This window comes from Paraburkholderia adhaesiva, assembly GCF_021390575.1.
In the GTDB taxonomy this organism is placed as follows: Bacteria; Pseudomonadota; Gammaproteobacteria; order Burkholderiales; family Burkholderiaceae; genus Paraburkholderia; species Paraburkholderia adhaesiva.
Window position 1 is genome coordinate 933,953 of record NZ_JAJEJQ010000001.1, and the last position, 22,722, is coordinate 956,674.

General features: G+C 62.0%; 19 protein-coding genes and 2 pseudogenes. 14 read left to right on the plus strand and 7 right to left on the minus strand.

All coding sequences use genetic code 11. The features are described from left to right. Positions 1-100 precede the first annotated feature (100 nt). From L0U80_RS04080 to L0U80_RS04090, 3 genes are all read right to left on the minus strand, one after another. A complete protein-coding gene (locus L0U80_RS04080) occupies positions 101-976 on the minus strand; it encodes a PhzF family phenazine biosynthesis protein (protein WP_233862680.1) in 876 nt (291 codons plus the stop codon). Between the two features lie 128 nt (positions 977-1,104). Next, positions 1,105-1,569, minus strand: coding sequence for a RidA family protein (locus tag L0U80_RS04085; protein WP_233862681.1), 465 nt, complete (start codon positions 1,567-1,569; stop codon positions 1,105-1,107). Between the two features lie 67 nt (positions 1,570-1,636). Continuing rightward, entirely contained in the window at positions 1,637-2,836 is a 1,200-nt protein-coding gene (locus L0U80_RS04090) for an aminotransferase-like domain-containing protein (protein WP_233862682.1), read from the minus strand. 178 nt (positions 2,837-3,014) lie between these two features. Between L0U80_RS04090 and L0U80_RS31780 the strand changes: the two are divergent. From L0U80_RS31780 to L0U80_RS04110, 5 genes and pseudogenes are all read left to right on the plus strand, one after another. Then, positions 3,015-3,276: pseudogene (locus L0U80_RS31780) on the plus strand (GntR family transcriptional regulator); the annotation flags it as partial. Positions 3,277-3,353: 77 nt separating this feature from the next. Then, a pseudogene (locus tag L0U80_RS04095) lies at positions 3,354-4,505 on the plus strand (aminotransferase-like domain-containing protein); the annotation flags it as partial. A gap of 112 nt (positions 4,506-4,617) precedes the next feature. Beyond that, the gene (gene htpG, locus L0U80_RS04100) at positions 4,618-6,531 is read left to right on the plus strand and encodes a molecular chaperone HtpG (protein ID WP_233862684.1); all 1,914 of its coding nucleotides are present in this window, start codon (positions 4,618-4,620) and stop codon (positions 6,529-6,531) included. A gap of 120 nt (positions 6,532-6,651) precedes the next feature. Next, positions 6,652-7,314, plus strand: coding sequence for a chorismate--pyruvate lyase family protein (locus L0U80_RS04105; RefSeq protein WP_233862685.1), 663 nt, complete (start codon positions 6,652-6,654; stop codon positions 7,312-7,314). A gap of 18 nt (positions 7,315-7,332) precedes the next feature. Further along, the gene (locus L0U80_RS04110; RefSeq protein ID WP_233862686.1) at positions 7,333-7,824 is read left to right on the plus strand and encodes a DNA-deoxyinosine glycosylase; all 492 of its coding nucleotides are present in this window, start codon (positions 7,333-7,335) and stop codon (positions 7,822-7,824) included. A gap of 25 nt (positions 7,825-7,849) precedes the next feature. Here the strand turns inward: L0U80_RS04110 and L0U80_RS04115 are convergent, their stop codons facing one another. The 3 genes from L0U80_RS04115 to L0U80_RS04125 all read right to left on the minus strand — a co-directional run bounded on the left by L0U80_RS04115 (position 7,850) and on the right by L0U80_RS04125 (position 9,644). Next, a complete protein-coding gene (locus L0U80_RS04115) occupies positions 7,850-8,326 on the minus strand; it encodes a GNAT family N-acetyltransferase (RefSeq protein WP_233862688.1) in 477 nt (158 codons plus the stop codon). Positions 8,327-8,334: 8 nt separating this feature from the next. Further along, entirely contained in the window at positions 8,335-8,736 is a 402-nt protein-coding gene (locus tag L0U80_RS04120) for a cupin domain-containing protein (RefSeq protein WP_233862689.1), read from the minus strand. Between the two features lie 80 nt (positions 8,737-8,816). Further along, positions 8,817-9,644 carry an AraC family transcriptional regulator gene (locus L0U80_RS04125; RefSeq protein ID WP_233862691.1) on the minus strand — a complete coding sequence of 276 codons (828 nt, stop codon included), beginning with the start codon at positions 9,642-9,644 and terminating at the stop codon, positions 8,817-8,819. Positions 9,645-10,109: 465 nt separating this feature from the next. Here L0U80_RS04125 and L0U80_RS04130 point away from each other — a divergent pair, with 465 nt between their 5' ends. Further along, a complete protein-coding gene (locus L0U80_RS04130) occupies positions 10,110-11,141 on the plus strand; it encodes a GGDEF domain-containing protein (RefSeq protein ID WP_233862692.1) in 1,032 nt (343 codons plus the stop codon). A 352-nt stretch (positions 11,142-11,493) separates the two neighbouring features. On the opposite strand, the gene L0U80_RS04135 is transcribed toward L0U80_RS04130, so the two are convergent. Beyond that, positions 11,494-11,703, minus strand: coding sequence for a hypothetical protein (locus L0U80_RS04135; RefSeq protein WP_233862694.1), 210 nt, complete (start codon positions 11,701-11,703; stop codon positions 11,494-11,496). A 426-nt stretch (positions 11,704-12,129) separates the two neighbouring features. On the opposite strand from L0U80_RS04135, the gene L0U80_RS04140 reads away from it, so the two are divergent. The 8 genes from L0U80_RS04140 to L0U80_RS04175 all read left to right on the plus strand — a co-directional run bounded on the left by L0U80_RS04140 (position 12,130) and on the right by L0U80_RS04175 (position 22,693). After that, positions 12,130-14,766, plus strand: a complete 2,637-nt coding sequence (locus L0U80_RS04140; RefSeq protein WP_233862695.1) for a type VI secretion system Vgr family protein — start codon at positions 12,130-12,132, stop codon at positions 14,764-14,766. A gap of 2 nt (positions 14,767-14,768) precedes the next feature. Further along, on the plus strand, positions 14,769-15,578 hold the full coding sequence (locus L0U80_RS04145; protein WP_233862697.1) for a hypothetical protein: 810 nt from the start codon (positions 14,769-14,771) through the stop codon (positions 15,576-15,578). Further along, complete coding sequence (locus L0U80_RS04150; protein WP_233862698.1) at positions 15,575-16,009, plus strand: DUF4952 domain-containing protein; 435 nt, start codon at positions 15,575-15,577, stop codon at positions 16,007-16,009. The genes L0U80_RS04145 and L0U80_RS04150 overlap by 4 nt, the downstream gene beginning before the upstream one ends. A 332-nt stretch (positions 16,010-16,341) precedes the next feature. Then, entirely contained in the window at positions 16,342-18,078 is a 1,737-nt protein-coding gene (locus L0U80_RS04155) for a methyl-accepting chemotaxis protein (protein ID WP_233862699.1), read from the plus strand. A gap of 208 nt (positions 18,079-18,286) precedes the next feature. Beyond that, complete coding sequence (locus L0U80_RS04160; protein WP_233862700.1) at positions 18,287-19,255, plus strand: class I SAM-dependent methyltransferase; 969 nt, start codon at positions 18,287-18,289, stop codon at positions 19,253-19,255. A gap of 317 nt (positions 19,256-19,572) precedes the next feature. Beyond that, positions 19,573-19,818 carry a DUF3311 domain-containing protein gene (locus tag L0U80_RS04165; RefSeq protein WP_233862701.1) on the plus strand — a complete coding sequence of 82 codons (246 nt, stop codon included), beginning with the start codon at positions 19,573-19,575 and terminating at the stop codon, positions 19,816-19,818. Beyond that, positions 19,815-21,365: a monocarboxylate uptake permease MctP gene (mctP, locus tag L0U80_RS04170; protein ID WP_233862702.1), complete on the plus strand. Its 1,551-nt coding sequence runs from the start codon at positions 19,815-19,817 to the stop codon at positions 21,363-21,365. Before L0U80_RS04165 ends, mctP begins: the two co-directional genes overlap by 4 nt. 143 nt (positions 21,366-21,508) lie before the next feature. Next, entirely contained in the window at positions 21,509-22,693 is a 1,185-nt protein-coding gene (locus L0U80_RS04175) for an FUSC family protein (RefSeq protein WP_233862703.1), read from the plus strand. Positions 22,694-22,722: the final 29 nt, after the last annotated feature.

The window sequence follows — 22,722 nt, forward strand, 5'->3', positions numbered from 1 at the left end:
GTTGCTGCGCGGGCGTTTGCGGCGATACGCCGAGCATAAATGAGCGATGGCGCATAAGCCGACGCCTGTCCCCGCAGAGGCGCGAGGCGCCGACGCTTGATCAGGGCAGGCGGCAGGTACCGTCGACGATTGTGACCGACGAACCGCCGATCCACACCCGGCCGCCGTCCTCGTAGTCAACCGTGACGCGGCCATCGCGCCCCATCACGGTGCCCTGGCGCACGGTGTAGCGTGTGCCTGGCCGACGGTTTTGCTGATCGAGCAGCATGGCGATGGCGGCGTTCGCGCTGCCCGTGACGGGGTCTTCGCCCTTGCCGAGGCCCGTCATCAGGCAACGGACCTCGAACGTGGCCGGGCCGCCCGCCGCGTGCGGCCCATAGGCGGCGAGACCGTGCGCGCCCACGCCCTCGGCGATCGTCGTGAAGGCCTGCAGGTCGGGGTCGAGTGCGAGCACGGCATCGGCGGACGCGAGGCGCACGACGAGCCACGGCGCGCCATTGTCCACACCGCACGGCGCTGCATCGAAGTCGATCGCATCCGAGCGCAATGCAGTGCGCAATGCGTCGTACTGCGCGTTGGGCAGCGGGGTCACACGCGCTGGCGGCGCGGCGAATGCCCAGGCACCTTCCTTGCCCGCGGCCAGTTCGACGAGACCGGCGCCGCACTCCTGCACGAGGCGTCCCGGCGTCTTCGGTCGATAACCACTTTCGAGCAGGGCGTGCGCGGTGCCGAGCGTCGGATGTCCGGCGAAGGGCAACTCGCCGCGCGTCGTGAAGATGCGCACGCGGTAGTCGGCGCGTGCGTCGGCGGGCGGCAAGAGGAAGGTGGTTTCGGAGAGATTGGTCCAGCGTGCGATGGCTTGCATCTGCGCGGTTTCGAGGCCGTCGGCGTCGAATACCACGGCAAGCGGATTGCCCTTGAACGGCACCGACGTGAACACGTCGACCTGTTTGAAGCGGACGCTGCGGTTAGTCATGGCAGTGTGGAGTGAAGGCGTAAAAGAAAGGTCCGGGCACGGGACGCTGTGGGCGACCCGCACGCGGGCCGCGTGCAGTGAAACCGGTGGGCGTCGCAGGAGCGCGAGGCCCGGAAGTTGATCGACGTTTATTCGACCTCTGCGATCAGCTCGATCTCGACGCACGCGCCGAGCGGAATCTGCGCCACGCCGAACGCCGAACGGGCGTGCTTGCCTTTTTCGCCGAACACGTCGGCGATCAGTTCCGATGCGCCGTTCGTGACGATGTGCTGTTCGGTGAAGGTGAGCGTCGAGTTCACGAGGCTCATGACCTTGACGATGCGCGTGACCTTGTTGAGATCGCCGGTGTGGGCATGCAGCGTGGCGATCAGGTCGATCGCGATCGAACGCGCGGCGGCCTTGCCCTCTTCGGTGGACAGGTTGTCACCCAGCTTGCCAGCCCACACCTTGCCATCCTTCTTGGCGATGTGACCGGACAGGTACACCGTGTTGCCGCTCTGTGCGCTCATCACGTAGGCCGCGGCGGGCGCGCCGGCCTGCGGCAGGGTGATGCCAAGCTGTTCGAGACGATCGTAGACGTTGATGTCAGCCATGTTCGGAAATCCTCGTGCGAGAAATATAAGTACGAAAACGTGTGTGCCGATCTAAGGGTGCGTGACGTCAGGCGCGCGCACGGATCAGTGCGCCGAGCTTCGCGATGCCTTCGTCGATCTTTTCGGGCGGCACCGTGACGAACGACAGGCGCAGTGTATTGTGTCGCGCTTCATTCGCAAAGAACGGCGCACCGGGCACGAAGGCCACGTTCTGCGCGATGGCTTCTTCGAGCAGCTTCATGCTGTCGATATGCGCGGGCAGATTGACCCAGATGAACATGCCGCCTTCAGGCCGGTTCCAGCTTACGCCCTCGGGCATGTAGCGCGCGAGCGCGGTATGCATCGCCTCGCACTGGTCGCGGTAGAGCGCGCGAATCTTCGGCACATGCGTATCGAGGAAGCCGTCTTTGACGACCTCGTGGACGATGCGCTGCGTGAAGCTCGGCGTATGCAGGTCGGCGGCTTGCTTGGCTTGCACGAGTTTGAAGTGCAGCGCTTCGGGCGCAATGATGTAGCCCACGCGCAGGCCGGGCGCCAGCACCTTCGAAAACGAGCCGAGATGGACGATGTGCTCCGGCGCCATCGAGAGCAGCGTCGGCAGCGGCTGGCCCGCGTAGTCGAGCGCGCCGTAAGGATCGTCCTCGATCACCGGGAACGGCGCGCGCAACGCGTAGGCGGCGAGCGCTTCGCGACGCGCGAGCGGCAGGCGGCGGCCGGTCGGGTTCTGAAAATTCGGAATCGCGTAGAGCAGGCGCGCGCCGGCGGTCAGTTCGGGCGTAAGCCCTTCGGGGACGAGGCCGAGGTCGTCGGACGGCACCTGCACGTAGCGCGGCTCGAAGAGCGAGAACGACTGGAGCGCGCCGAGGTACGTGGGCGTCTCGACGAGCACGGGGCTGCCCGGCGACACGAGCACCTTGCCGAGCAGGTCGAGCGCCTGTTGCGATCCGGTGGTGATGAGCACCTGCGAAGGACGGATTTTCACGCCGCCCACCGAATGGCGTTGTGCCACCCACTCGCGCAGAGGCAGATAGCCTTCGGTCGCGCTGTACTGGAGCGCCGCGGCGGCGTTCTCGCGCAGGATGCGGTCGGAGGCGGCGCGCATTTCCTCGACGGGGAAGGTGGCCGGCGAGGGCAGGCCGCCCGCGAACGAAATGACCTCGGGACGTTCGGTTACCTTCAGGATCTCGCGAATTGCCGAGCTGGTGAGCTTGATGGCGCGCTCGGACAGTTGCCAGGTGCGGGCGGCTTGAAGTTCGCTTTGATCCATGTGGGTCTCCTGTGTCCCATGCCCGTCAGGGCGGTCGACTGGAATAGACGCTTTAGCGCTTACTCCGGTCCCATAAAGGTGCGGCTTACCACTACGCGGAACATCAAATGTACCGGCGCGCGACCAGACAGTAACGGTACAATCGATCCGATAGTGTTCGGTACAGTTGAGAGAAATCATGTCCTCCGTCCCGCTCGACCAGATTCCGGCCCCACACGACGCGGCCACGCTCACGCTCGTCGATCAGCTCGTGCAGTGGGGCCGTCGCCGCATTGATGAGCGCGTGTTCCGGCCCGGCATGCGCATGCCGTCGATCCGCAAACTCGCGCTCGACAAGGGTGTATCGCGCTTCACGGTGGTCGAGGCCTACGAGCGGCTCGTCGCGCAGGGTTACCTCGACTCGCGGCGCGGCTCGGGCTTCTACGTCCGCGAACGGTTTGCGAACGTGTCTCCCATCGAGCGTCGCGGGGCCGCGGCGAGCGGTCCGGCCGATTCGGCCGAACCCATCGAGCCGCCCACCATCGACGTAGTCTGGCTGCTGCGCAGCATGCTTCAGTCCTCGACGCGTCCGGAGAAGGGGCCCGGCCTCGGCTATCTGCCCGCGCGCTGGCTGGACGGCGAACTGATCTCGGGCGCGCTGCGCTCGCTCGGGCGCCAGAGCGGCTCGCAGATACTCGGTTTCGGCTCGCCGCAGGGTTTCCTGCCGCTACGTCAGCAGTTGCAGACGCGTCTCGCCGAATTCGAGATCGGCGCCTCGCCCGACCAGATCGTCATGGTTTCCGGCATCACGCAGGCCATCGACCTGCTCGCTCGCATCTACGTGCGGCCGGGCGACACGGTGATCGTCGGCGATCCCGCGTGGTTCCAGATGTTCGGGCGCTTCGCGTCGCAGGGCGCGCGGCTCGTCGGCATGCCATACACGCCCGAGGGCCCCGACCTCGACGCGCTGGAGTCGCTCGTCGAAACGTGGCGGCCGAAAATGCTCGTCATCAATTCGGTGCTGCAGAATCCCACCGGCACGTCGCTCACGGCCGCGCAGGCGTTCCGCATCCTGCGGCTGGCGGAGCAGTACGACTTCATCGTCGTCGAGGACGACGTTTACGGCGACCTCTGTCCGGCGGGCTATCCGGCCACGCGTCTCGCAAGCCTCGACCAGCTGCGCCGTGTGATCTACCTCGGCAGTTTTTCGAAGACGCTCGCGCCGAATCTGCGCGTCGGCTTCATCGCTTCGGCACTCGACGTCACGCAGGCTGTTAGCGACCAGAAGATGCTCGTCGCCATGACGACCCCCGAACTCAACGAGCGCGTGCTGTATCGCATCCTCTCCGAAGGCCATTACCGGCGCCACGTGGAGCGCCTGCGCGCGCGGCTCGACGGCGTGCGCGACAAGGCCGCGCGGATGCTCGAGCGCACGGGCATGCGCCTTTTCACGGCGCCCGGGGCGGGCATGTTCCTGTGGGCCGACACGGGCGTCAGCGCCGATGCGCTCACGGCCGCCGGCCACGAGGCTGGCTTCCTGTTGACCCCCGGAAGCCTGTTCTCGCCGCACCAGTCGCCGACCACGTGGATGCGCTTTAACATCGCGAACTGCGCCGATCCGGCGCTCGCGTCGTTCCTGGCGGGCTACCTGGACCGCGTCGGGCGGCGAACCGGTTCGACCAGCGTTTGAAACACTCGAAACACTTGAAACGCGGGTGGATCGTCCCCATTTGCACGGACGGCGCGCCGAACCGGGCGCGAACCCGCCATATTCGCATTGCAACGAAAGAGGACCCTCGACCATGGCTCAAGAAACGATGAGCTTCCAGGCAGAAGTGAAACAGCTTCTGCACCTGATGATCCATTCGCTGTACAGCAACAAGGAAATTTTTCTGCGCGAGCTGATCTCGAACGCATCCGACGCGGCCGACAAGCTGCGCTTCGAAGCGATCGCGAACAACGCGCTCTACGAAAACGATCCGAACCTGCGCATCCGCGTGGGATACGACAAGGCCGCGCGCACGATCACGATCGACGACAACGGCATTGGCATGAGCCATGACGAGGCGGTCGCGAACCTCGGCACGATTGCGCGATCGGGCACGAAGGAATTCTTCGGCAAGCTCTCCGGCGACCAGCAGAAAGACGCGGCGCTGATCGGCCAGTTCGGCGTGGGCTTCTATTCGGGCTTCATCGTCGCGGACAAGATCACCGTCGAGAGCCGCCGTGCGGGTCTCCCGGCGAGCGAAGGCGTGCGCTGGGAAAGCGCAGGCGAGGGCGAGTTCTCGGTGGACAGGATCGAGCGCGCGCCGCGCGGCACCACGATCACGCTGCATCTGCGCGAGGACGAGGACGAACTGCTTTCGTCGTGGAAGATCAAGTCGATCATCCAGAAGTATTCGGATCACGTCGGCCTTCCGATCGAAATGCAGCAGGAAGAGTGGGACGCCGAAAAGAGCGAGATGGTCACGAAGGACGAAGTCGAGACCATCAACCAGGCCAGCGCGCTGTGGACGCGCGCGAAGAGCGACATCAGCGACGAGCAGTACGAGCAGTTCTATCAACACCTCGCGCACGATCACCAGAATCCGCTCGCGTGGACGCATAACCGCGTCGAAGGCCGCAGCGAGTACACGCAGCTCCTCTACGTGCCGTCGCACGCGCCGTTCGATATGTGGAACCGCGATCATCGTGGCGGCCTCAAGCTCTACGTGAAGCGCGTCTTCATCATGGATGACGCCGAGCAACTGCTGCCAGCTTATCTGCGCTTCGTGAAGGGCGTGGTCGATTCGAGCGATTTGCCGCTCAACGTTTCGCGCGAAATCCTGCAGGAAAGCCGCGACGTCAAGGCGATCCGCGATGGCGTGACCAAGCGCGTGCTGTCGATGCTCGAAGAAATGGCCGGCGCGCAGACCGACGCTGAGGCGAAGGACGAAGACAAGGCGAAGTACACGACGTTCTGGACCGAGTTCGGCCAGGTGATGAAAGAGGGCGTCGGCGAGGACTTCGCGAATCGCGAACGCGTTGCGAAGCTGCTGCGCTTTGCCACGACGCACGGCGACACCGCGGAGCAGAACGTGTCGCTCGCGGACTACGTCGCGCGCATGAAGCCCGAGCAGACGAAGATCTACTACGTCACCGCCGACACCTGGCTGGCCGCGAAGAACAGCCCGCATCTCGAAGTGTTCCGCAAGAAGGGCGTGGAAGTGCTGCTGCTCACGGACCGTGTGGACGAGTGGATGCTTTCGTATCTGAACGAGTTCGACGGCAAGCCGCTCGCGAGCGTCGCGCGCGGGGACCTCGACCTGGGCACGCTCAACGACGAAGAAAAGCAGCAGCAAGAGAAGGTAAGCGAGGACCTGAAGCCGCTCGTCGAAAAGATGAAGGACACGCTCAGGGACAAGGCGAAGGACGTGCGCCTCACGTTCCGCCTGACCGATTCGCCGTCGTGCCTCGTGGCCGACGAAGGCGAGATGAGCGGCTATCTGCAGCGCATGCTGAAGGCCGCGGGCCAGCAGGCGCCCGAGTTCCATCCGATTCTGGAAGTGAACCCGGAGCATCCGCTCGTGAAGGCGTTGTCCGCGGATCATGCCGACTTCGCCGACTGGTGCCATCTGCTCTTCGATCAGGCGCTGCTCGCTGAAGGCGGTGCACTCGAAGATCCGGCGAGCTTCGTGAAGCGCACCAACGCGCTTCTGCTCGCTCGCGCAGGCTGACGCACAGGGCGCGCGTGACGTAAGCGCCTTCGAAACCCCTCGCGGCCTTTGCGCTGCGAGGGGTTTTTCTTTGACGCGTCTGAGTGCGGCGCGAACCATGCGCGGCCTATAATGCGCGCCATGCCCATCCGATTCGATGCAGCCGACGCGCACTGGCGCGTGGCGCAAATGCCCGGCTTCAGTGCCGATCAGAAAGACTGGCTTACGCGCGGCGGTTCGCTGACCGCACATCTGCGCACGCTAGGCCAGGTCGAGGTGCGTGTGACGCGCGAAGCCGTGGATCTACCGTGGCCCGACGAGCGTGCGGCGCTTGGACTCGCACCGCGTGCAAGCGCGTGGGTGCGCGAGATCATGCTCGTGGTCGACGGCGTGCCGTTCGTCGCCGCGCACAGCGCGACGCCGCTTGCTGCAAGTCATGGCGCCTGGCGGGCGATGCGCAGCTTGCGCACGCGGCCGCTCGCCGAACTCCTGTATAGCGACAGCGGCGTTTCGCGATCCGCGCTTGTGAGCCGACGCGTGAATGCGCGACATCCGCTTCATGCGCTCGCCGCGAACGCAACGCACTCAGGCGTGCCGCACGTTTACGCTGCACGCCGGTCGGTGTTCGAACGGCACGGCGCCCCCTTGCTTGTCACCGAGTGCATGTTGCCCGCACTGTGGTCGCATCTTGTGCACGTTGCGCATGTCGAGCGCAACGTGCATATGGGACGCGAACGCGGGCCGCTCGATCACACTGCTTCGCGTGCAAATGCCGCGCAACGTGCGCATTCTGAATCGCGCTGAGGCGTTGCCGGAGGGGCGATGACTTTCAAGCGATGTTTCCCGCCCGTCGTCGATGAAGAGACACGTGTGCTCATTCTCGGCAGTTTGCCGGGGGAGGCGTCGCTTGCGCAGCAGCAGTACTACGCGCATAAGCAGAACAAGTTCTGGCGGCTTGTTGGCGATGTTATCGGGCGGGATCTGGTTGGGATGGACTATTCGACCCGGCTCGATACGTTGCTCGAATATCGCATCGGGCTATGGGATGTCGTTGCAGAAGCACGCCGCGTTGGAAGCCTCGATAGCCGGATACGTGACCATGCCGGGAACGATCTTGTCGCCCTGATCGATACGTTGCCGAATCTGGCAACGATCGCTTTCAACGGCGCGACGGCAGCCAGAATCGGGATACAAGCATTGGGCGAGCGCGGAGAGCAATATCGGCTTGTCCGTTTGCCATCGAGCAGTCCCGCTCATGCCTCGGTTTCATACACTCAAAAGCTAGAAATTTGGCGACAGCTAACCCGCGTCTGATCGACGGACAGCTCGCCGCTTGCCGTCATAGCTTCAGTGCAAGGAACCGGGTGCCTTCCACCGGATTCTCGTAGTACGGCACGGTATCGACGAACCCCAATCGCTCGTAAAGACGCTGTGCGAAACGCGTTTGCGGAACGGTGTCGAGAACCAGCGTAGAGAATCCCAACGTCTTCGCTTCCCGGATCACCGATGTGACCAGCTTTTCGCCGAGAGACAACCCTCGGAATGCTTCGCGAACATAGAGCCGCTTGATCTCCGCAGTCTCTGTCGTATGACGAAGCAGCCCCGCGCAACCGGCGACGTCGCCGTTGGCGTCGGCGACGAAGAACATTCCGGACGGCAGCGTATAGACGTGTTCGAACGCGTCCATTTCGGCATCGAATCCGCGGTATGAGAGATCCATATCCAGCCAGCGGACATACTCGCGGATCAAGGCGATCAGAGCGCGCGTATCCGACGGGAAAACGGCTTCGCGGATGATCGGCATCGGCGTTTGCATAGCGGCTCTCAGATCCACACGTCGTTTTCGGCCGTTCTTTCGTTGGTCATATCGCCAGTGTTGACGACGCCGCGCGGTTCGATCAGCAGCATCTTCACTTCCGACCCGGCATACGGCTTGTGCTCCACTCCCTTGGGGACCACGGCCATTTCGCCGGGAAGCACGTCGATCGAGCGATCGCGGAAATCGATGCGCAACCGGCCTTCGAGGACGACGAACGTTTCGTCGGTATCGCTATGCCGGTGCCAGACAAAATCGCCGACTATCTTTACGACCTTGAATTGATAGTCGTTCATCTCGGCAACGACGCGCTGTTGCCAGAAGCCGTCGATCTGGCGGATTTTGTCGAGCAGCTTGATCGTCTTCTGTTGGCCGCGTTGCTCGGGCGTCGGTTGGGAATCGGCGTGCATGGTCGCTCCATTCGGCAATATCTGGAACGGAGCTTAGGCCGGGCGCCGGCGAGCGTCTTGAACGATTGTGCAAACCGGCGCTAACGGGCGCGCCGATCGTCCATCATCGCGAGCCAGCGCGCGGGAGGGATTCCGTATGCGTGGCGAAAATGCCGGGTCATGTGGCTTTGGTCGGCGAATCCGGCGGCGGCTGCAATGTCGGCGAGGGAATCGCCCCGCAACATCAATGCGCGCGCGATTTCGAGCCGGCGCATGACCAGGTAGTGATAGGGACTGGTGCCGTAGAACGTTCTGAAATCGCGCGACAGGCTCCAGCGGTCCCGTCCACTAACGGCGGCCAGTTCATCGAGTGTGACGGCGCGTGTGCACGATGCGTGCAGATAATTTCGCGCCTGCTGTGCCGCTGCGAAATCGGCGGACTTGCGCGTCGGTCGTGCGCCCGACGCGCTATCCAGTGCGAGCGCGAGACCGGCGAGTGCGTCGTCGCGTTCGATCGGCTCGGAGTCGCCGCGCATCTGGCGCAGCGCTGTCTTCGTGGCTTCGAACAGGCGTCGATCGTTCGTGACGCCGCCTTCGATGAACGGCAGGGCCCGGCCGCCGAGGACTTCCTGGATCGCGGCGGGCTGGACGTAAATCATCTGGTAACGAAAACCCTCATGCGTACCGGCCTGACCGTCGTGCGCTTCGTCGGGATGCAGGACCATCGTCTGTCCCGGCAGGCTGCTGCGCAAGCTGTGCCGGTAATGGAAGCACTGGACGCCAGCGAGGGTCAGGCCAATCGCATACGTGTCGTGCCGATGCATCGAGTACGCGTTGCCATGGAAAAAGGCTTCGATGCGTTCGATACCGTCGGCGGGTTCGGAACGGGAAATCCAGTCGGATTGGAGTTGGGTGGTGTTGCTGTCCATCGCACGCTCCGGCGTGGTTTGGCAGGTCTGCGGGAACATCGATGTCCGATCATTGTATCGGTGCAAACGTCCGCGCGCAGGGCATGCGAGGCAGTGCGAGTGACGTTGGGTTCTCGTCACCGGGGCGTTGCTGGCGGCAACTGCGCAGCGGCGCCACGCGCTTTCACTTGTCTACGCCGGGCGGCCCGGTTATTGTGCGCTGCTCATTTACGGGAAAGCGAACGGAAAAGCGTCGCGACTGGCAGAGCAGAACCTGCCCGACTCCCGCTTCCGCGCCCGCGGTGACCGGATTTGTGGCTCAGGTAAAATCACTCGCCGCCGTGTTTCTAGAAGGCAGATGAAACAACGCCGGTGTCCCGGCGAGTGTAAATTCGTGCCATTTCACCTTCTGCCGAACCGGGGTCATGCCCGCTGCTTTTGAGCCGGGCGCGCAGGCCACCTGAACGCGAATGTCGATTAAAAACCATGCCAGCCGCACCAAACTCACCCAACGAAAACAGACGACTCGCCGCCGTTCACAAAGTCAGGTTGCTCGGTACTCCGGCCGAAGAGCGCTTTGACCGGATCACCCGCTTGGCCCGGCGGATTTTCGGTGTGCCGATGGCATGTATCGACATCGTCGGGGAGAAACTGGCGTGGCTCAAAAGCGTTCAGGGCTTCGACGGTATCGAAGGGCTGCGCAAGGACTCGTACTGTCACTACACGGTGCTGGATACAGACGTCTGCGTGATACGCGATGCCCGCGAGGACGTTCGCGTTTGCGATAGCGCATTAGCCCACGATTGGGTCTTCTACGCCGGCGTGCCTTTGCTGTTCGACGGCGAACACGTTGGCGTGCTCTGCATCGGCGATAGCACGCCCCGTGACTTCGGCATGGAGGAGATGGATAGTCTCGCCGATCTGGCCGCAATGGCGAATCACGAATTGCAGGTGGCGGCTTTGTCGGAGTCGCAGGTCGCGCTCGCGTTGTCGAACGAAGAGCTTGAGATGAAGGCGCGCATCGACGTGCTGACGCATCTGTGGAATCGTCTGGCGATCCGGGAGTTGCTCGACGCAGAACTGGCGCAGGCGGGGCAGTCGTCGGTCGCCGTTCTGATGATCGATGTCGATTACTTCAAGGCCATCAACGACAAGCAAGGTCACGCGGCTGGCGATCAGGTCTTGCGCATAGTGGCCGAACGACTGCGGGCCGGCGCACGGGCGATGGATGCGGTAGGCCGATACGGCGGCGAAGAATTCCTGATGGTGTTGTCGGGTGTCGATGAGGACGAGGCGGTTCGAGTTGGCGAGCGCGTTCGGGAACAGGTTGCGAGGACGGCGATCCAGTTCGACGAGCAGGGCATCCCGGTCACCTGCAGCATCGGCGTCGCAGTGGCGGCGGGTTCGACCGACGCCGATGCGTTGATCCGGCGGGCCGATGATGCGTTGTACCGGGCCAAGGCGGCGGGCCGCAACCGCGTCGAGATCAAGCGGGGGCCGGGCGGATCGCGGCATTAAGCGCGGTGTAGAGCCGTTGCCGTCAGCAACGGACACTCCACAATTCGCTGTGAGTGTCCGTTAGCTATGCATGATCACCATGCGGCCTGACGGCCAGCATTGACCGCCGACCTCTGTGCGTGCGCGCAGCGAATACAACGATCAGGTGAAGGATCATCCGTGAATTTGTTTGCATTCCTGATGTATATTTCGTGTGCGTAAGTCTATTGGAGACGATGGCGCGGGGCAAGGGTTCTTTTAACGGCATGCCCCAATGGCAGCGTCGAAACATGGGCGAGCGCAACGCGCATTGCGTCGGCGCATTCGGGGTTGGGATAACTGCCGAAATAGCAGCGCGAGCCGCACGAAAATTTTAGCGCTTGCGGTGCGCACGCAGTGGTGCGAGACGCTCAAGCTGGCGGCGGATTCGTGCGGCCTGTGCCGCAGCGGCGTCGCCCATCAGTGTCGCGGCGGACGGTACACCCTGGTGCGGCACGCCGAGCGAGGACGCGCCGCCGTGCTCGACGGCATGACGCAACGCGTCGCGCAGGGCCGCAGCGGTGCCCGCGTAACCGTCGCGCATGGTGAGGAAATCCGGGGGACGCTCAGGAAAGTGACGCCAACGTTGCACGGGCATCGGGATTCAGGGGTAGCAGAAGAGCGTCCTGAATAATCGCCATTGCAGCCAGATCTTGTTATCTGTCAAGTTCTGAAGCGTTTATGCGCTTTGCGTTGCTCCTGACTTTTCTTTAAACCTTATCTGATTGCCGTGTCAGTGCAGTCCATGAAACACTAATCAACGTGGTGCCTGTGCGTTCGGGGATTGCGAGGCAGGTCTGCCAGAACCGTCAATGCAGGACTCCGATGGACTGCATACGACTGGAGTGTTACGCCACCGAGTTGCCCTGCATCGGTGGGACCACGCAGGAATTCTCAGCGCTGCGAACCGGTATGCACAAGGTTTTCTGAACTCCTCTTATCGTTTTTATTTCCCTGCATGGAGTCTGCGATGTCATGGTTCAGGCAGTCCCGCATACTGGAGTTATCGGGCGCAGCACTACCCACCTGGCGCGACATGCCGCTCTTTACGGTGTCGCGCGTGTCGGGCAAGGAAAAGCTCGGTCACCTGTACGACTACACGGTCGAGGTGGCGACGCTTGACGAGATGATGCTCGGCGTGCGCGAAGCGCAGTCGCTGGTCGACGTCGACCAGCTCGTGGGCAAGGAAGTCACCGTGAGCATCGCGATCGAAGGGCGCGGCGATGGCTTCATCGGTGCGGCCAATATCGGTGCCGACACGCGCACGATCACGGGACTGATCGTTTCGGCCCGCTGTGTCGGGGCCGATGAGCGGCGCGCGTTCTACCAGTTCCGCATCCGTCCGTGGCTCTGGTTAGCGACCCTGAAGATCGATTCGCGCATCGACCAGGACAAGACGGTGATCCAGATCACCGACGCGATCCTGGAAAAATACCCCTACCCGTACGAGAAACGCCTGAACGGTCCGGGCTTCAGGCGCGGCTATCCACGGCGCGACTACCAGCGTCAGGCGTGGGAATCGGATTTCGCCTACCTGAACAGATTGTGGCAGGAATGGGGTATTTCGTTTTTTTACGAAGACAGCACGTTGGTGCTGGTGGATTCGGTCGGTGGCTTCAGGAAGCATGGCCCGGCCTATGCCACGCTGCGCTATCTCGCGCCCGAGGGCCAGCGCATCGACGAGGAACACGTCTCGCAGTTCGAGATCGCCCGCACGCTCACGACGGGCAAGGTAAGCGTCACCGACTACGACTACACGCGCTCACGCGCGGATCTGGCCGCGAAAGACCAGGATTTCCAGAAGCGCGCATTCGACAACTATGAGGAATACGCGTGGGGCGACTACTCGCAGCCGCTCGCGGGGGCGATGGGTATCGAAGGTGAGCCCAACGATGCGTGGTTCGAGGGCGAGCATCTGGCGTGTGTGCGGCTCGAAGCGCACCGCGCGAAGAGCCTGCGCGGCAAGGGTAAAGGCAACCTGCGTGGTCTCATGACCGGGCACATCTTCAGCCTTGAGGGCTACCCGCAGAAGCTGGGTAATGCCGGGTATCTGGTCGTCTCCACCCACATTGATATCCGCAACAACGACACCTCGACCCAGGCACCGGGCTCGGCCGCGCACTATAGCTGCGAGACGCGCTTCACGGTGCAGCCGGCCAACTCGCCATTCCGGACCGCGCAGAAGGCCAGGAAGCCCCGCCTGCATAGCGAGATTGCCGTAATCACGGGCTATGACAATTCGCCCGTGTGGACAGATTCGTACGGGCGGGCCCGCCTGCAGTTCATCTGGGACCGGCAGGGCCAGATGAACCAGGATTCGAGCTGCTGGATCCGGGCGGTGTCGCCCTGGCAGGGGGAGAACTACGGCGCGATCTTCATTCCGAGGCCGGGACAGGAAGTGGTGGTGGGCTACTACCATGGTGACCCGGACAAGCCGTATATCGCGGGGCGGCACGTGAACCAGTTCAATGAGCCGCCGTGGGTGCTGCCGCACAACGATGCGCTCTCGGGCTGGAGGAGCCAGTCGCTGGAGGGCCAGGGCTCGAACACGGTGGTCACCGACGACACGCCGGGCAAGCTCCAGGTACAGGTGTCGAGCGACCAGGCCAACTCGCGGCTCGTGCTCGGCGCCAACACGCACATCGATGGCAACCAGGGGCGGGCGCAGGCGCGCGGTGAAGGCTTCGAACTGGCCACCGATGCGCACGGTGTGGCGCGAGCGAACCGCGGCATGCTGATCACCACCGAGACACGCGCGGGGGCGGGCGCACCGGTGAAGGATATGGGCGAGACGGTGCAGCGGCTGACGCAGGCGCACCAGCAGCACGAGGACCTGGGCGCGCTCGCGCTGAAACACCAGGCGCAGACCACGGTAGCAGGCCAGCATGACGCAGCACAGACCGTCAAGACACAGAACACGGCCATCAGGGGCGGTGCGGCCAGCACCGGCAACCCCTCGCCGGAAATGACGCGGCCCGATCTCGTGCTCGCAAGCGCTGCGGGCATTGCCACGACCGCAGCCGACAGCACGCATCAGGCGAGCGTAAACGATCACGCGGTGACGGCGGGCCGCGACTACAGCGGCTCGGCGGGGCGTCACTATCACCTCTCGGCGCGCGGTGCGGTGTCGCTCTTTGCCTACCAGGACGGCATGAAGCTCCACGCCGCGAAGGGCAAGGTCCAGATCCAGGCGCAAAGCGACCAGATGGCGCTCGCCGCCCTCAAGGATCTCACCATCAGCAGTACGGACGGAAAAGTCATTATCACCGCCGCGAAGGAGGTCTGGATCGGCTCAGGCGGCTCCTATATCCAGATCAATGGGAGCGGCATCATTAATGGATCGCCGGGTCCGATCTTGGAGAAGGGTGCAACGTGGAGCAAGCTGGCTACGGATTCAAAGCTTATACCAATGCTGGTGCTTCCCCACGGCGACTATGACGAAACGATTGTCCTGAAGGACGAAACCGGTCAGCCCATTGATAATCAAAATTATAGAATTACCACCGAAGACGGTCACGTATATGAAGGTGTGACAAATAATTTTGGCGAAACAATGCGAATTTATTCGGCCGAGCCGAAGGAATTAACCGTCGAATTATTGGTATAATTATGAGTAATTTTTTACAAAACAATGATGCCGCGACCAATCAAATTCAAAATAGCAGTCACGTGGTAATCGGCGAAACTCGATATGTCAAATTAACATCCTTTAGATCTAAGTGGTTGACCGTGCTTCTTTCAAATGAAGGGGCGCCCGGGAAGCCGGTTTCTATTTGCGAGTACACCAAAACAATCATAATTAATTCGCAAAATGGCTATACTTTTTTTAAAATCGCTGATGGCAATAGCGAATATGTAGGAAAGGTGGCCTGCATATCCGATGATAATGTTGATAAATATTTATTGAAAAATCCACCAAGCGCTGCCAAGGCGACATTGCTGGTGCAGTACAGCAATATGGAAACCAGAACTAAGTCGCTCCCGAGGCGGGATCCCGGATATGGCGGCCACCGCGATGAAATTTTGGATCAACAGTGGGGGGTGGCATCAATTCCAGGTAATTCCTCAATTAAGGTGACGCTTAACAGCGTGTGGGGTCAAAAATATTCTCCAATACCGCGTGGCGTTCACCGTATCATGGCTCCGGAAAATCCACATAATAGTAACATGACGGATTTCTACGTGAAATATGCCAAAGATCATGGAGTTGGTGAGGTAATAGCAGATCAAGTATGGTTCCCAATTGAATTGAAGGGGACGTCTGGAAATTCTTCGAGATACGTTCACATTGGAAATTTATCGGAAGGATGTGTAACTGTTTACGATTTGAATCGGTGGAGCGATGTTTACGTGTTTTTAATATCCCACCGCATTCCAGAAACCAGGGGTAAATATGTCGGTTATTTGGAGGTTAAATGATAAAAATAATTGTTTGTTTTATTTTAATATTCTTATTAAAAGATGTGTATGCGGAAAAAAGACCGGAGCCTCCGCTGGTTTGCGGTGACTTTTTGGCGCAGATTGGTCTGGGTCGACCCGATGTGCAATTTTTCAATTGCAAAATCGGTAGCGAGGATGGGGGGGCTTTGGAGTGGTTAGAGGCTGAATATCGTGTAAGTGGCAAAGATGCTGTGCATGTGGAAAATTGGTTGGCTCGGACTGCAAATACTAGTCACTTAAAATTTGCTTGTTGTAATTGGGAGACCAATCAAAAATCTATTCGGGGAAGGGGTAGCGACTGGTATGTTGTCGAAATGCATAGCGGGGAGACTGAAATTGATCGGAGAAAATATTTTTCAAAAATACCTTTTATGTATTTAACAGTAAGACATTATACTCGCACTCCATGAGCGTTATATTGTCCACAGACGCCATGCCGGGGGGCTGGCTACGTGAGTAGGGAGCGCAAGTGAAGCAGATTTTATTTGGTACGATGGCTATTGCCATTTCATTTGCATCTAGCGGTCGAGCCTGAATGCTGTTTACAACTCTAACAGACCGGACTGATATGGAGCTATTTATTCGTCTGCATTTGTTCTGTCCCGCATTACATAAGCGTTACTAAGCAAAAGAAATCAAAACAAAACCCTCAAGGATTCTCCCAGGTGGCCGACATTTGAATTAGGACAGGCTAAAAGCGTCGAGGCGCTTTTCTAGACGTTGCTAATCAAGGGAGTCGTAGATGGGGTTTAGTTTGAACAGCTTGCGCATTGGTGCCCGACTCGGTGTCGGTTTCGGGATTTTGCTGATTCTGCTGTGTGCGGTCGGTGGCTTCGCCACGTTCGAGGCGTCGAAACTCAACGACAACACCGTCGACCTTGCCGATAACTGGCTGGTGGGCACGCGCGACCTCGGCGACGTGCGGGCGGCCGAGAACGGATCGCGGCGCACGTCGTTGCGTTACGTGCTCGAAAGCGATGCAACGAAGAAGCAGAGTCTGCACGCCGCCCACGAATCCGCGCAACAGCAGTTCGAAACGGCGATGACCGCCTACGAGAAGACAGTTTCCGGGTCGGACGAGACGCAACTGGCCCAACGCATCCGGAGCACCTGGAGCGACTATCTGACAACCGACAAGCAGATGCTCGCATTGTCGGATGCGAACAACGCTGCGGCAGCCGATGCGCTGGCGACCGGCGACAGTTCCTCGACCTTTAACACGGCGATGGACGCGATCTCCAAAGACGTCGTGTTCCAGACGCAGGGCGCAAACGCCGCACGTAACGAGGCCGCGTCGACCTACCACACGGCACTCATTGCGATCGGGTTGGCGATTGCGCTCGCGGTGGTGATCGGCGTCGTGACGGCTGCAGTTATCGCGCGTTCAATCGTCGAGCCGATGCAAAAAGCTGTCGCGGTCGCGCAAACGGTTGCGAATGGCGACCTGACCTCGCATATCGACGCGCAGGGCAGCGACGAAGCGGCACAACTGCTCGGCGCACTCAAGCAGATGAACACGAATCTCGCGAACCTGATCGGCCAGGTGCGCAACGGCAGTGAAACTATTGCCACCGGCGCATCGCAAATCGCCACCGGCAACACCGATCTGAGCTCGCGTACCGAAGAACAGGCCGCGTCGCTCGAAGAAACCGCCGCGAGTATGGAAGAGCTGACTGCCACCGTGCGTCAGAACACGGAAAGCGCGAAGCAGGGCAATACGCTGGCAGCGAATGCATCCGATGTCGCTGCGCGTGGCGGCGAAGTGGTCGGGCGCGTGGTTCACACGATGCGCGAAATCTCGGAAAGCTCGGCGAAGGTCGCCGACATCATTAGCACGATCGAAGGCATTGCGTTCCAGACCAACATCCTCGCGCTGAATGCGGCCGTCGAAGCGGCGCGGGCGGGCGAGCAGGGGCGCGGTTTCGCGGTGGTCGCGGGCGAAGTGCGCAGCCTCGCGCAGCGTGCGGCGACGGCGGCGAAGGAGATCAAGGAACTGATCAACGAGTCGGTGGAACGCGTCACGACCGGTACGGAGCAGGTGGACGAGGCGGGGCGCACGATCAACGAGGTGGTGTCCGCCGTGCGTCGCGTGACGGATCTGATGGGCGAGATCGCCGCCGCTTCGAACGAGCAGCACAAGGGCATCGAGCAGGTGAACTCGGCGGTGGTCCAGATGGATCAGGTCACGCAGCAAAATGCGGCGCTGGTCGAACAGGCGTCGGCTGCGGCGCAGTCAATGGCCGAGCAGGCGCGCGGTTTGCGTGATGCAGTGTCGGTGTTCAAGGTCTCGACGGCACACACGGCTTTTGCGGGTACGGCCAGCGTCGTGGCGCGCAAACCGGCTATGCCGGCGACTAAAGCGCCGGTGGCACCGGTGGCGCCCGTGCGCTCCGCGCCGCGTTTTGCGGCGAAGTCGGTCGTCGCGACAGAAGCGGTCAAGCCGGTCGAGCAAAGCGACGAATCCTGGGAAACGTTCTGATCAAATCTTCGGCGCGCGACAGGAGGGCGGACGTCATGTCTGTCGACAGAAAGAAACCGCGTTCGTGCCGCGCAGCAGATGCCAAAGGACGGGGCGGTGGTCGACGGCAAGACGATCCACCGTGCTGAGGCGCACGAGTACCAGGCCCGGCGAGTGCTATGCTCTCGTTCGCCCGGGAAACCGCCTCTATTAGCACGATATTTCCAACATGACGACCTTGATCAAACGCGCCTCGGCCGAAGCGCGCGCATTCCGCAAGACCTCCATTGCCCAGAACGCGGACGCTGCCGCGAACCTGGAGAACGCGGAAGCCGAAACCGCGCCACGCGCAAAGACCGCGAAAACTGCAAAGAGCGCTGCACGCACGCGCCGCGCCACCGACGATCTCGACCGTGCGCCGACTATCGAAGCGCCGCGCAAGCCGCGTTTTGCACCGGTGACGTTTTCGGAAGAGGACGGCGTGCGCTATCTGCACTTTGGCACCGAGTGGGTTCAAGGCGCGATGCGCCTGAAGAAGCCGCATCATATCGAGCTGGAATACGCACAGCAGATGATGGCCTGGCTGCTGTTCCTCGCGACGCCGAAGCGTATCGTGCAACTCGGCCTCGGCGCGGCAGCGCTGACGAAATTCGCGCATCACTATCTGCGTGACGCGAAGGTCGAGGCGATCGAACTGAATCCGGCGGTCGTGATCGCTGCACGCACGATGTTCGAACTCCCGCCCGACGATGCGCGCCTCACCGTGCGTGAGCTCGACGCGTGGGACTTCGTGAACGACCGCGCAAACCATGGCACCATCGGCGCGATGCAGATCGACGTCTACGACGCGACCGCGCGCGGCCCGGTGCTCGACGGCGTCGCGTTCTATCGCGCCGTGCGCTCGTGCCTCACCGATGCCGGTATCGCGACGATCAACCTCTTCGGCGATCATCCGAGCTTCGTGCGCAACATGAAGCGTCTCAACGAGGCGTTCGAGGGCCGCGTGATCGCGCTGCCGGAAGTGCACGAGGGCAATCGTGTCGCGCTCGCATTTTCCGGTCCCGCGCTCGAGGTAACGTATGAGGCGCTCGAAAAGCGCGCCCGAGTGCTCGAAACCACGCTTGGTCTGCCGGCGCACCAGTGGGTGACGGCGTTGCGCGAATCGAGCGGCCAGAAAGGCGAGACGTTCTCGATCTGATCGGATATCCCCCGTTTTCTTTTCGTTAGGCTTCGCACGACCGGCAATTGCGCCGGTCCTGCGATGTCGACGCGCACAAACCGGCCGCTGGCCGGTTTTTTATTGTCGATTGAGTATTCGCAACAGCATCGCTGTTCAAGCGTGCGCTGAGGGCTTGACAGCCGCGCCAGGATTGGGGTCGGCCCCGGCTTGACCTCGCGCCGCGCCCTCGATACTCTTTTTGTGCTCTCGGGGACCTTGCTGGCTACGGGTCGGCAAGGCCATCGGCCGCTCCGCGGGGCGGCGCGCACATCACAATAAAGTAAAAAGGAGACGTCATGGCTAACAACGCCAACGGCGGCAAGGGTAGCCAGGGCAGCAAGCACTGGCTCTGGCTTCTGGTGCTGCCGTGGATCGCGATGGTCTGGGTGCCGTCGTACAACCGGATCGAACCCACGCTGTGGGATTTCCCGTTCTTTTACTGGTATCAGCTCCTCTGGGTGCTGATCAGTGCCGTCATTACCGCGTTCGTTTATCAAAAGACGAAGCAACGCAGTCGCGGCGATGAAGGGGAGGCGCAATGAACATCGTCGCCACTACCGTCTTCGTCCTGTTCTTCATCGGCGTCACGATTCTCGGCTTCTTCGCGGCGAACTGGCGTAAGGGCGACCTCGCTCATCTCGACGAGTGGGGCCTCGGCGGCCGCCGCTTCGGCACGGTCGTCACCTGGTTCCTGCTCGGCGGCGACCTTTACACCGCCTACACGTTCATCGCGGTGCCCGCGCTCGTGTTCGGTGCGGGCGCAACGGGTTTCTTCGCGCTGCCGTACACGATCCTGATCTATCCGTTCGCGTTCGTCGTGTTCCCGAAGCTGTGGGCCATCGCGAAGCGTCATCACTATGTCACGTCCGCCGACTTCGTGAGCGCACGCTACGGTAGCCGCTGGCTCGCGCTTGCCATCGCCGTGACGGGTATCGTCGCGACGATGCCGTACATTGCGCTGCAGCTCGTCGGTATCGAGGTGGTGATCGGTGCGCTCGGCTTCAATACGACGGGCTTCGTCGGCGACGTGCCGCTCATCATCGCATTCGCGATCCTTGCCGCGTACACGTACACGTCGGGCCTGCGTGCCCCGGCGATGATCGCGATCGTGAAGGACCTGCTCATCTACATCACGATCGCTGCGGCAATCATCGTGATTCCCGCGCAGCTCGGCGGCTGGGGCCACATCTTCGCTGCCGTGCCGCCGGAGAAGCTGCTGCTCAAGTCGCCGGATGCGTCGAGCCTGAACGGCTATAGCGCGTACGCGACGCTCGCAGTGGGTTCGGCGCTCGCGCTGTTCCTGTACCCGCACTCGGTCACGGCGATTCTCTCGTCGTCGTCGGGCAACACGATCCGCCGCAACATGGCGATGCTGCCCGCGTACTCGTTCGTGCTCGGCCTGCTCGCACTGCTCGGCTTCATGGCGCTCGCCGCGGGCGTGCAGAACATGCCGGAGTTCGTGCCGTACTTCAAGGCTTTCGGTCCGAGCTTTGCGGTGCCGGCGCTGTTCCTGCACTTCTTCCCGTCGTGGTTCGTCGGCGTGGCGTTCGCCGCGATCGGCATCGGCGCACTCGTGCCCGCTGCGATCATGTCGATTGCCGCCGCGAACCTCTACACGCGCAACGTCCACAAGGAGTTCATCAACCCGAGACTGAACCACGAGCAGGAGACCAACGTCGCGAAGCTGGTTTCCCTGATCGTGAAGGTTGGTGCGGTGGCGTTCATCGTCGGCTTGCCGCTCAAGTACGCGATCCAGCTGCAGCTCCTCGGCGGTATCTGGATCATCCAGACGCTGCCGGCCATCGTGCTCGGCCTCTACACGCGCAAGCTCGACTACCGCGGCCTGCTGCTCGGCTGGGCCGTGGGCATCGCAACGGGCACGTGGATGGCGATCTCGCTGAAGCTCGCTAGCTCGATCTTCACGATCCATCTGTTCGGTATTGCGATCCCGGGCTACGCGGCGGTGTGGTCGTTGATCGTGAACCTCGTCGTGGCAGTCGTCGTATCGGCGCTCGTGCACGTCTTCGGTATGGAGAAGGGCGAGGACCGCACGCGTCCGGAAGACTATCTCGACGTCGTCGAGAGCTGATCGACACTGATCGAACCGGCGGCGGGGCCGTATCCACGAACCCGCCGCGCCGATGCCCGCAACGCGCAGTTGCGGGCATTCGTTTTTCTGGTGCACGATGAGCGCTGCAGATGTTTCCTCACCGGTTCACGTTCACTAGCGCCATGGCCCAGTCCGAATCCGATTCCGCCGCTGTTCGTCCCGTGCCGCCGTTGCGCCGCAGCCGTTCGCGGATCTCGCGCATCTGGCACGCGCTGGCTTCGCCGTATTACCGCTACCGGAACGCCCGCCTTATTCACAGCATCCGCGTCGGACTCGCGATGCTGGTTTCGATCCTCGCGACCACCGGCATCGACATTCCGCACGGCATCTGGGCGTCGGTGACGGTGCTCGTCGTGATCGGCGGGCTTCAGCATCACGGCAATATCCGCAAGAAGGCCGCCGAGCGCTCACTTGGCACACTGCTCGGCGCGGGCATCGGCCTCGTGCTCATCGTCATCCAGGCGGTCACGGATTCGACGGTGTTGACCTACGTGCTGATGTCGGTCGTGGCGGGCGTCTGCGCCTGGCATGCGATCGGCAAGGCCGGTTACGTCGGGCTCCTCACGGCGATCACGATGTGCATCGTCGCAGGCCACGGCGACAATCTCATCGACACCGGCCTCTGGCGCACGCTGAACGTGATGATCGGCATCGTGATTGCGGTGGCGTTCTCGTTTGCTCTGCCACTGCATGCCACGTATTCGTGGCGCTACCGGCTCGCCGATAACCTGCGTGAATGCGCGCGTATCTACACGCAGGTGGCGCACGGCGAGCGTGTCGATGGCGAGGAACAGATCCGGACCTTCATGCGCCTGAATGAGCGGCTCGTGCAGTTGCGCGCGCTGATGCCTTCGGTAGCCAAAGAGATCGGCGTGCCGCTCGCGCGGCTGGAGCACATCCAGCGGTCGCACAGGTCGCTGCTGAGCGCGCTGGAAATGATGTCGATGGGGATGCAGCGCTACGAGCAGGAACTCATTCAGGTCGCGTTCGCCGGACGCGGCGCGAGCGTGCGCGTGGCGCTGCTCCAGACGGCGCGGGCGCTGCGTTTCGGCGGCGGACGCCATCCGGAGGCGGTGGCGGGGGCGCTTGGCCCCAGCCATGACATAGCGCCGGAGGCCCGGGATGCAGCGAACGGCGCCGGCGACGACGCCGTGGCCGAATTCTCCGCTCCGCTCGCGCCCGAGATGGAGGGACCGTACTGGCTCGGTCTGCGCGTGGAGGAACTGGTCGACATGCTGCGCGCGCTGCTGCTCGAAACCGAGCCGCACTGGAACATCGAGCGCACCTCGGGGCACCGGGTGGCGTGAGTGCCGTGAAGCGCGCTCCGCAGTTTGAC